The 8,323-nt window shown below is 59.4% G+C and carries 6 protein-coding genes; 1 reads left to right on the top strand and 5 read right to left on the bottom strand.

Annotation, left to right across the window (positions count from 1 at the left end; all coding sequences use genetic code 11):
- A partial coding sequence (locus tag PHW69_08970; protein ID MDD4005314.1) for a peptide MFS transporter occupies positions 1–967 on the top strand: 967 nt, incomplete at its 5' end.
- A 213-nt stretch (positions 968–1,180) separates the two neighbouring features.
- Here the strand turns inward: PHW69_08970 and PHW69_08965 are convergent.
- The 5 genes from PHW69_08965 to hutI form a co-directional block, all read right to left on the bottom strand.
- Positions 1,181–3,892, bottom strand: coding sequence for a hypothetical protein (locus PHW69_08965; GenBank protein ID MDD4005313.1), 2,712 nt, complete (start codon positions 3,890–3,892; stop codon positions 1,181–1,183).
- A gap of 76 nt (positions 3,893–3,968) precedes the next feature.
- Positions 3,969–5,438 (bottom strand): glutamate formimidoyltransferase, encoded by a 1,470-nt coding sequence (gene ftcD / locus PHW69_08960; GenBank protein ID MDD4005312.1) that lies wholly within the window; start codon positions 5,436–5,438, stop codon positions 3,969–3,971.
- A gap of 20 nt (positions 5,439–5,458) precedes the next feature.
- Complete coding sequence (locus PHW69_08955) at positions 5,459–6,217, bottom strand: class I SAM-dependent methyltransferase (GenBank protein MDD4005311.1); 759 nt, start codon at positions 6,215–6,217, stop codon at positions 5,459–5,461.
- Entirely contained in the window at positions 6,214–7,065 is an 852-nt protein-coding gene (locus PHW69_08950; GenBank protein ID MDD4005310.1) for an HAD hydrolase-like protein, read from the bottom strand. The genes PHW69_08955 and PHW69_08950 overlap by 4 nt, the downstream gene beginning before the upstream one ends.
- 162 nt (positions 7,066–7,227) lie before the next feature.
- On the bottom strand, positions 7,228–8,323 hold a 1,096-nt coding region (hutI, locus tag PHW69_08945), incomplete at its 5' end, for an imidazolonepropionase (protein ID MDD4005309.1).

Raw genomic sequence — 8,323 nt, 5'->3', positions numbered from 1 at the left:
CGGCAACGGGTTCTTTAAACCCAACATCTCCACCATCGTCGGCCAGCTGTACGCGCCGGACGATCCGCGCCGCGACGGTGCCTTCACCATTTTCTACATGGGCATCAATCTGGGCGCGCTGTTCGCTCCCCTGATCTGCGGCACGCTCGGCGAAAAATATGACTGGCGCTACGGGTTCGGAGCGGCGGGTTTCGGCATGCTGATCGGCCTGTTCACCTATCTGCACGGCCAGCACAAGCATCTCGGCGACATCGGCCTCAAACCAGCCGGCGGGCAGAAAAAAGCCGCCGACGGCACAAACATCGAGAACACGCCGCTCACGCTGGTGGAAAAACAGCGGTTGGCGGTTATTATCATCCTGACCGCTTTCTCGGTTTTCTTCTGGTCCGCGTTCGAGCAGGCCGGCAGTTCGCTTACCCTGTTCGCCGACCAGAGCGTGAACCGGCAGATTTTCGGCTGGACCGTGCCTGCAAGCTATTTCCAGTCGCTCAATCCGCTGTTCATCATGATACTGGCGCCGTTCTTCGCCAATATGTGGGTCAACCTCAGCGAGCGCGGGCTTGAGCCGCGCACGCCGGTGAAATTCATTTACGGGCTGAGCTTTCTCGGTTCAGGGTTCGTGCTGATGATCCTGGCCGCCTACATGTACAAGACCTCGGGCGCGGTAAGCATGCTGTGGATGGTGGCGGTTTACCTGCTGCACACGCTGGGCGAGCTGTGCCTGTCGCCGGTGGGACTCTCCACGGTAACAAAACTGTCGCCGCTGCGGTTCGTATCGGTCATGATGGGCGTGTGGCTGGGTTCGTCATTTCTGGCCAACATTGTCGGCGGAATGTTCGCCGGCGACTACGACAACATGAACAAAGTGCTGTTCTTCACCATCCCTACCTGCACGGCGTTCGGATCCGCGATCATACTGTGGGGGCTGTCCGGCAAGCTCAAAAAGTGGATGCACGGCATACATTAACTCAAAAACTTCGCCGTTATGAAACACCCGGCTTGAGCCGGGTGTTTCTTTTTTGTCCGGGTTAGCCGTGCGAACCGGCTTTCACTATCGGATCCGCGCGCGAATGCCAGCCCGGCAGATTGCAAATGCCTGAAAAAACGGCGGGCGATTATATCGCCCGCCGTCAATATTATAAAACCGCCCCGCTCAAAATTTCGAGCGCCTTCAACCGGCTCAATTGGCCGACGCGCTGTCTTTGGAGAACAGGCCGATAACCCGGCTGACCGCTTCATCAGCGGTAATGCCCGACGCCATGCTTTCGCGGTAATACTGGGCCACCTCGACCGGATTGAAATCAAGCTCTTTTTTCGCCTCGACTTCCGCATAAACCCGCTTGACGTTTTCAAGCGAGATCTCCGCCTCCATCAGCTCCAGCGCGAGCGTTACCGGCAATTCGCGGGCCTGCCCGTTCAGTTCCAGCACGGCCAGGTCAACCGCATAGCGGTTGAGCGCGCGGGAAAGGTTTAAAAACCCGTATTTGGAAAGCCGTCTGTCCAGCGCTTCAACGGCCTTGGCAGGCTTTTTGGTGCCCAGATAGGCGGACACGATTTCGTTTATGTAATTCACCGCCCAGCGTTTGCCCGCCAGATCGCGGCGGAACTCGGCCTGCCGGCGGGCCTCGTCCTCCGACATCCGGCCCATCAGCACCTTGCGCGCGATGTCGGCGTTGTCTTCCCGGCTGACCGCAAACGGCAGGGTGTCAAGCATGCCAGTAAATGACGATACAACCTCATCCACCTGCTTCCGGCCCAGAAACCGTTCCGTAATTTCCGCGGCATAGCCCACAAACCAGCCGTACTTGTTGAGTTCGCGCTGGAACAAAGTGCGGTCACGCACGATAGCCGCCTGTTCAACGGCATCGCGCAGGCTTTCGCCGGAACCGTCAAGCAGCACGTCCAGCGCGACGCCCTGATTCTCCTCCTGGCTCTCCAGACAGGGAATTTTTGACAGCACGCTCTCGTATTCCGCTTTCAGCTGGTCCGCCGTTTTAAGGCCCATATATTTATCGGCCAGCCGGCCCGCATCCTCCGGAGCGACGTTATAGGAGTCAAATGCGTCCATGATTTCGGAAACAAAAACCGCTTTTTCAACACCCATATCGCCTACAATAGTATGCAGGATGTTGCGCGGCGCGAACCGCCGCACCCCATCGTGCTGCGGAAACCGCGCCAGCAGGCCGGAATAATCCGACACGAATTCACGGTTCCGGTTCCTGGCGTAAAACTCAAGCACGGCCCCGGCAAACTCGTCTTCCAGAAAGATCTGTTCCGCCAGCGCACCGATATCATAAGCGTTTTTGCCGGCCAGCGAGCGCAGAACCGCTTCGTCTGCGGTTATTTCACCAGCCAGAGCCCGCACGGACAGAACCGCGTTGGCCGCCGCGGAACCGGAATAAACATACAGTCTGGCGAAAACCTTGGGAAATTCGGCGTCGAACCAGTTGCCGTCCGCGCCGGTATAGGCGGAGGTGACGCTGGCGACAAGCTCCGCTTCCAGCCTGATTTTTTCGCCGAGTTTGGCGATGTCATCCACATTTTTGCGGCGGCGCGCCTCGTTGAAGGCTTCCTCTTTGGTAAGCTCGCCGGTCAACACCCGCAGCGACAGAATAAAGTTGCGGGGATGCTCGCCGTGCCTGATCTCCGAAGAAATCCGGTCGGACATCTCGCCCAGTTCCTCGGCGTTCACGCTGTTCCAGTATTTATCGGTCAGCCGCTGGCTGAGTTCCTGCGGGATATCCTCGAATTCCCGCGCAAGAGCCAGCGCGTAAACCCGCTTGCCCGCGATTTCGAAACTCTCGTCAAAGCGCGAAGCGTCAAGCAGAATGCCAGCGGCAAGGGCGTTGTTCTCGGAAGAAGACGCGTCATACGGCAGATCTGACAGAATGATGTTGAACCGCATGAGCAGCTCTTCCGCGGTTTTCTCGTCGGCGTATTTCTCGACCAGCGCGTCCACCATGTCGGCCGCCCAGGGCAGTTCCGCCAGCTGCTCGCGCAATTCCCCGCGCCGCATCCTGATATGGGAACTTTTGACCGCTTCCGTGCTGGTCAGCTCGTCCAGCATCACCTTCAGCGCCAGTTCGCGGTTCTCCTCCGGCTTCTCCACATACCGGAACGAATTGAGCAGGTTGCGGTAATCCTCATCAATCTCGGCGGCGGTGCGGCGTCCGAAAAACTTCACGGAAAGGCGGTACACTTCGTCGCGCGACCAGCCCAGTTCCGACAGCTTTTCACGCAGCCGCCGGAGCGATTTCTTCTCATCCAGCTCCTCGGGCGGCGTTTTCCGCCGGCGCGGAGCCGGCGCCTCTTGCGGCGGCGCGGCGGCCACTTCGATGGTGGAGAAAATATCGTCAATATTCGACACGTCCGGCTCAGCCCTCTCCAAAACCGGCGGCAGCGCCGCGTCCTGCTCCCGCACGTCCGGTTTTTCCGCAGGCGGGGGCGGAATGACTTTTGCCGATACGGTTTTCGCCCTGGCTATAATTTTGTTTTCCTGCGCGCCCGCGCCGTCAGACACGCCCTGCCCGGCCGGCGCGCCGGCCTTCGGCGCAGAGGATTGTCCGGCAGCGGCGGATTCCGCGCCGGATTCCGGGGCGGGATCGGTGCCGGTGTCTTTCGCAGTGTCGGCGTTGCCGGATTCCGGGGACTGCTGACCGCGGAACGTGTCAGTCTGCACAAGCCGTGAAATCATGTCCTGAGGCTCGCCGGCCGGTATTTCGGTCTGCGTATCCTTCGCGGTCCAGGTGTCGGCAGAAGGAACGGCGGGTTCCGCAACAGGCTCGGTGTCCCGTCCCGGCGCGGACTGCCGTCCGCCTTCGTCCCCGGCCCGGATTGTTTCCGGTTTAGCGTTTTTTTCGTGTGCGCCCGGCTTTTTATTCCTCTTTGCCATACATTCCCCTAAATTTCAGCTGCTGCCGTCAGCAATCGGCTCATTGCGCGGGCCGCCACGGCCCGCTTTCAAACATTCAATTCCGCAACCCGTCCAGCGCGGCGCTCAGGCCTGACACCACGGTTTCGTCCTTTATCATCGCCATGTTGATATGCACGTTCTCCACGGCGCACTTTATACCGGCATCCAGCAGAAAACCCGCGCTTCTGAAATCCGAAGCCACGTTGGGCGACAGTTTCGGCTCGATTTCCCTGAGAATCGCCAGGCACCGGTGCGCCGTCTGCGCCGTTTTAAGCGGCACTTCCGCGGCGTAACGCAGAGCCGACTGCATAGCCTGGGTACGCTCCGGCGAACCCTTGGGCAGCGCCGCCGCTTCGGTGAACAGGTCGTAAGCGCGGGAGTCTTCCGAAATACAGCCCTGCAGCACAGCCTTGTCCGCTTTCAGTTCGGCGACGGCTTTGTTCAGGGCCGGCTTATGCGACTCGTCAACTTTCTTGCTGCGGGCGGAAACCGCCGCCGCCATCATCAGCAGCGCGCAACCCATAGCCGCCGAAACCGCGCCGGCCGAACCGCCGCCGGGAGTCGGGGTGTCGGCGGCAAGCGCCTCCACCAGAACATTCGCGCCCGACTGCCATGTCCCGAGCATTTCCGCCAGCCGCGTTTCCAGAATCTGCGTTTTGGCGTCGAAATTTTCCAGTTTAAGGCTTTCGGCGGTGTACCGGACAAGCGCGTCCTGCGTGGTCAGGCCGATCAGTTCGGTGCTGACAATCTTTATGCCCCTGGGAGCAAGCTCCCGGCGGATTTCCTCAAGCGCCCGCTCCACGGACGTGGTATGGTAATCCGTAAGCACGGTGGATATCTGCACGATGCCGCGCGTTTCAAGGAATATCTCTTTTGCGCGCAGCGCGGGCAGGCCGCCGCCGGAAGTGCGGATTTTCCTGGCCAGATACGCGCCGAATTCCATGTCGGCGGTGTCGAGATTGACGTTGAAATTGACTATCTGCCGGCGCGCGCCCACGGCAATCGCGCCCGCGGTCGGATGAATACGGTCGGGCCCGAAATCCGGCGTGCGGGCCGGGTCCTTGCCTATCAGCTCGCGCAAGCCCTCAAACTGTCCTTTGCGGATCGCAGCCAGATTCCTGCGCTCCGGCACGCGGGCCGCGCAGTCATAAAGATACGCGGGGATCTCCAGTTCGCGCCCGATCCGTTCCGCCAAAGTTTCCGCCAGCCTGACACACTGCTCGACCGTGGTACCCATAACCGGAATAAACGGAGCCACGTCGGTCGCGCCCATCCGAGGATGCTCGCCCTGATGCCGGTTGAGGTCTATCAGTTCGGCCGATTTTTTCACCACCCGGAACATCGCCTCCACCGCGTTCTCCTCAGGAGCGACGAACGTAAGCACGGTGCGGTTGTGATCGGCGTCTTTTTCCACGTCCAGCACCACAACGCCCGGCACGGCCCGCGCTTCGTCCACGATAGCGTTAATCTTGTTCAAATCCCGCCCTTCACTGAAATTTGGCACGCATTCCACTGTTTTACCCATAGCTCGAACCTCCGTTTGTTTTAAACTGATTTGTCCGGCCTGCGCACAAGCACTATCGCCCGGTTTTTCACCGGCGCATCCGGCGTAAATGATTTCCAGCTTTTCAGCGGCTCAAACCCCGCTTTCAAAAGCAGCGCCTTAAGTTCTTCGGCGCCGTACACAATATGCCCGAACGCGCGATCCATAATCCTGCCGTTCTCCAAAATCCTGACCATGCGGGTTCTTACCCGGCCCGCGCGCGCGTCGAATTCATGTTCCTCTAGCAGAAACCCGCCCTCCGGCATCTCGAACCAGTCCCGCGGCTCCATATACCGCTCGAGATATTCCCGGCTTATCACATCAATCACAAACCTGCCGCCCGGCTTGAGCGCGCGAAAAATGCGCTTGAGCACGTCAAAATTGGTTTTGCGGTCGAAATAGCCGAAACTGGTGAACGCGCACAGCGCGCCGTCAAACTCGCCGCTATAAGCCAGTTTGCGCATGTCAGTTCTGACAAACCGCGCATTCACGCCTTCGCGTTTTGCGTATGCCCGCGCGTCATCCAGATAGGCGCGGGTCACATCCACGCCGGTCACGGCCAGCCCTTTCCCGGCAAGCAGAACGGAGTGCCGGCCCTGTCCGCACGCCACGTCCAGCACGCTCATGCCGCGTTTGAGGCCAAGCGCCCGCGCGAAAAATTCCGCCTCGAGGCCGGCCCTCTTGCGCGCGCAAACCGACGAAGGCTCGTAAAACACCTTGTCAAAAAAACCGCGCGGCCAGTTCTTCTTTACTTTTATCACTTTTTGCCTTTCGCCCGGTTTTTTGCCGCCGGCCGGGCGCAACACAGTCTGTCAGCCTGCGGCGCATGGTCGCCGGTCCGGCCGTGCTGAACATGGTCAATTGCGGAATTGGGAAACATGAAGCAGCCCCGTTCCACTTTCTGGCCCGAAGCCACAAGCCCCAGCCACATGAGCCAATATTCCGTTTCAGAAAAATCCTCGGCGAGCAGTTCCGGCGCGCTGCGGATAACCGTTTCCGCGCAGCCATAGCCGTTAATGACCGCTCCGGTATGGTATCCGGCCTGCTTGCCCGCCACCACGTCTTTTTCCGTGTCGCCGACAATGAAAACCTGTGACGGTTTGACCTTCATCCCCAAAACCTTCTCCGCGCGCCTTACCCCGGTTTTCAGCACAGCCACCCGCTCAAGGCCATCGCAGCCATACCCGCCGAATTTAAAATGAGGCCAAAGCCCGGACGGCTCCAGCTTCAGCCGCGCTCCATGTTCCACGTTCCCGGTTCCCAGCCCCACCAGCACGTTTTTGCGGCGGGAAAGATTTGCAAGCAGTTTTTCCACCCCGGCAATTTTTTCATACCGCCGTTCGCGGACCGCGGCATTCACTTCGGCGGGCAGCAATGCCAGATAGGTCTTTTCAATGAGCTTCAGGTCACTCGCTTTCGGCTTTGCGCCCACAGCGGAAATGAACGATTTTGTGAAATTGTCCCGGTCGGTGCTGCCGGCAAGAATATGATCGGAGCAGATATCGCGTTTGCCGTACAGCCTGCGCAAAGCCCGGTTAAGCGCGCGGCGGCCACACCCGCCGGCCTTGACCAGAGTGCCGTCCACGTCGAAAAGTACCACTTTTATCATATTTCAGGCCTGTTCTCGGAATATATTATATGTATTTATATCATTTTATCGCGTAATCTAAAACCCCCTTCTGATTGCCGGAGGAAATCGCGTCCGGTCATATAACAGCGAGCCCGCCGGAACCTGAGTTGCGGCGGGCTCGGTATCATGGAAACAGCGGAATTAACCGGAAATGTAGACCGACTCGCCGTTTTTGACCGTCATCACGCACATATTGTCGCCGAAATAATAGCAGAGCTCGCGATAGTCGTCCACATCCATAACCGCGAAATCAGCAGGCAGGCCGACCTCGATGCGGCCGGCTGTTCCGCTCAACCCCATGGCGCACGCGCCATTGACGGTGGCCGCGCACAGCGCTTCCTCCGGGGTCATGCCCATGTGCGTGCAGGCGAGGCTCAGCACAAACTGCATATTCCAGCAGGGCGAAGTGCCGGGATTGAAATCGGTGGCAAGAGCCACCGCGGCTCCGCCGTCAATAAGCGCGCGGGCGGGCGGAAATTTCGACAGCCCAAGAAAATGATTTGAAGCCGGCAGCAGCGTCGCCACCGTGCCGGACGATTTCAGCAGCCCGATATCGCGGCTGTCAGCCAGATCGGCGTGATCGGCGGAAACCGCCCCGCAGTCCGCGGCCGCCTCCAGGCCCCCGCAGTGCGTGAACTGTTCGGCGTGAACCTTCGGTTTAAGGCCATGCGCTTTGGCGCAAGCCATCAGCTCGCGCACATGCGCCGGGGTAAAGAACCCGCGCTCGCAGAAAATATCCGCGAAAACAGCCAGTTTTTCCGCGCCGACCGCGGGTATTATTTCGGCCATGATGTGGCTTACATAACTGTCCGCGTCGGAAAATTCCGGCGGCAGGCTGTGGGCGGCAAGCAAGGTCGGCACCATGCCAAGCGGACATTCCGCCGCCGCATGGCGGATCGCGCGCAGGCTTTTGATTTCAGACTCTTTTGACAGGCCGTACCCGCTCTTTGCCTCAATAGTGGTGGTACCGGCCATAAGGAATTTCTCGGCGCGTGCCAGAAGTTTCTTTTTAAGCGCGCTCTCCGAAGATTCGCGCACGCCTTTCACGCTGGAAATTATTCCTCCGCCGCCCGCTTTTACCGCAGCATAGTCCGCCCCGGCGGTGCGCAGCGCAAAATCACTGATCCTGGCGCCGGAAAAAACGGGGTGAGTGTGGCTGTCGCAAAAACCCGGTATGACAACGGCTCCGCCGACATCAACCGTTTCGGCATCCTCCGCAAGCGGATTATGCCTGATC

The sequence above is a fragment of the Elusimicrobiaceae bacterium genome (genome assembly GCA_028700325.1).
GTDB lineage: Bacteria > Elusimicrobiota > Elusimicrobia > Elusimicrobiales > Elusimicrobiaceae > JAQVSV01.
Note: the sequence above shows the minus strand (reverse complement) of the source record. Positions and strands in the feature narration are given on the sequence as shown.

Excerpts from the sequence above, each read along its gene's own strand:
- PHW69_08965 (MDD4005313.1), bottom strand. The coding sequence starts at position 3,892 with ATGGCAAAGAGGAATAAAAAGCCGGGCGCACACGAAAAAAACGCTAAA.
- ftcD (MDD4005312.1), bottom strand. The coding sequence starts at position 5,438 with ATGGGTAAAACAGTGGAATGCGTGCCAAATTTCAGTGAAGGGCGGGAT.
- PHW69_08950 (MDD4005310.1), bottom strand. The coding sequence starts at position 7,065 with ATGATAAAAGTGGTACTTTTCGACGTGGACGGCACTCTGGTCAAGGCC.